Below are 1,427 nucleotides of genomic sequence, written 5' to 3' on the forward strand. Positions count from 1 at the left end.
CGGCGTGGCAAACGAATTAATTTCTTGCCCAAGTAATACAACAACAGAAGAATTGTTGGCGGTTATCCAACAATATAATGAAGATGAAACAGTACAAGGTATCATGATTGAAATGCCTTTGCCAAAACAAATTGACGTACAAAAAATTAATATTGCGATTGATCCGGATAAAGATTTAGATGCCATTCACCCTGTACATTTGGGGAACCTATTAGCTGGTAATCAAAGCCGGGTACCGAATACACCACTCTCAGCAATCACCTTGATGGACGAAGTGAATACGACTTTTCGAGGGAAACGTGCTGTGATGATTGGCAGGTCTACAATCGTTGGAAAACCACTAGCAGAATTGATGTTACAACGTGGGGCTACGGTAACGATTGCCCACAGTCAAACAGAAAATATGGCAGAATTAACGCGGTCTGCTGATATTATTTGTGTTGCCGTTGGTATTCCGAACTTCTTAACAGAAGATATGGTTTCACCAGGCACAACAGTGATTGATATTGGGACTACATATGATGAAAATGGGAAAGTTACTGGTGACGTAGACTTTGAAAATGTCGCAGAGAAAACCCATGCCATTACACCAGTACCAGGTGGTGTTGGGCCAGTCACCAAATTAATGGTATTTAAACAGATGATTGATAGATTAGAGGAAGTGACAGGTATTGTCTGATAAGAATTATTTAACTGTTAGCCAGTTGACGCAATATATTGCCACCAAGTTTGAAAAGGACCCTTATTTACACCAGGTCTATGTAACGGGTGAAGTATCAAATTATAGAAAACGCGCTAAACATCAGTATTTCTCCTTAAAGGATGATCATGCAGTATTATCTGGGGTCATGTTTGCCAGTGCTTTTAACCAACTAAAATTTGATTTAGAAGATGGGATGAAAGTCTTAGCAATTGGTCGTATCGGTGTTTTTAATGCAACTGGTCGTTATCAGTTATATATTGACCACCTTGAGCCAGATGGTGTAGGTGCTCTTTACCAGCGCTATGAGCAATTAAAGAAACAGTTAACTGAAGAAGGCCTTTTTCATTTTGATCCTAAGCCGATTCCAAGATTTCCCAAAAATATTGCAGTCATTACTTCGCCATCAGGCGCTGTAATTAGAGATATCATTACAACCGTTAAGCGTCGGTACCCAATTGTGCAATTGACCTTGTATCCAACCGCAGTCCAAGGCAAGCACGCTGCCGACGAATTGGTGAAGAATTTAGAACAGGTGTCCGCACATGGTGATTATGATACAGTGATTATCGGCCGCGGTGGTGGATCGATTGAAGACTTGTGGCCATTCAACGAGGAGAAGGTCGTTCGTGCCGTCCGGAAAATGGATATCCCTATTATTTCCTCAGTCGGTCATGAAACAGACACAACCCTCGTTGACTTTGCCAGCGATCAAAGAGCAGCGACG

General features: G+C 41.6%; 2 protein-coding genes. Both read left to right on the forward strand.

Annotated features, from left to right (window positions below; all coding sequences use genetic code 11):
* The coding region (locus ACRCJ0_RS14070) for a bifunctional 5,10-methylenetetrahydrofolate dehydrogenase/5,10-methenyltetrahydrofolate cyclohydrolase (RefSeq protein ID WP_431390855.1) at positions 1–679 on the forward strand (679 nt) is incomplete at its 5' end.
* Positions 672–1,427, forward strand: a 756-nt coding sequence (gene xseA / locus ACRCJ0_RS14075) for an exodeoxyribonuclease VII large subunit (protein ID WP_431390856.1), incomplete at its 3' end; no start/stop codon positions are given. The genes ACRCJ0_RS14070 and xseA, both read left to right, overlap by 8 nt.

This window comes from Aerococcus sp. L_32, from assembly GCF_050689315.1.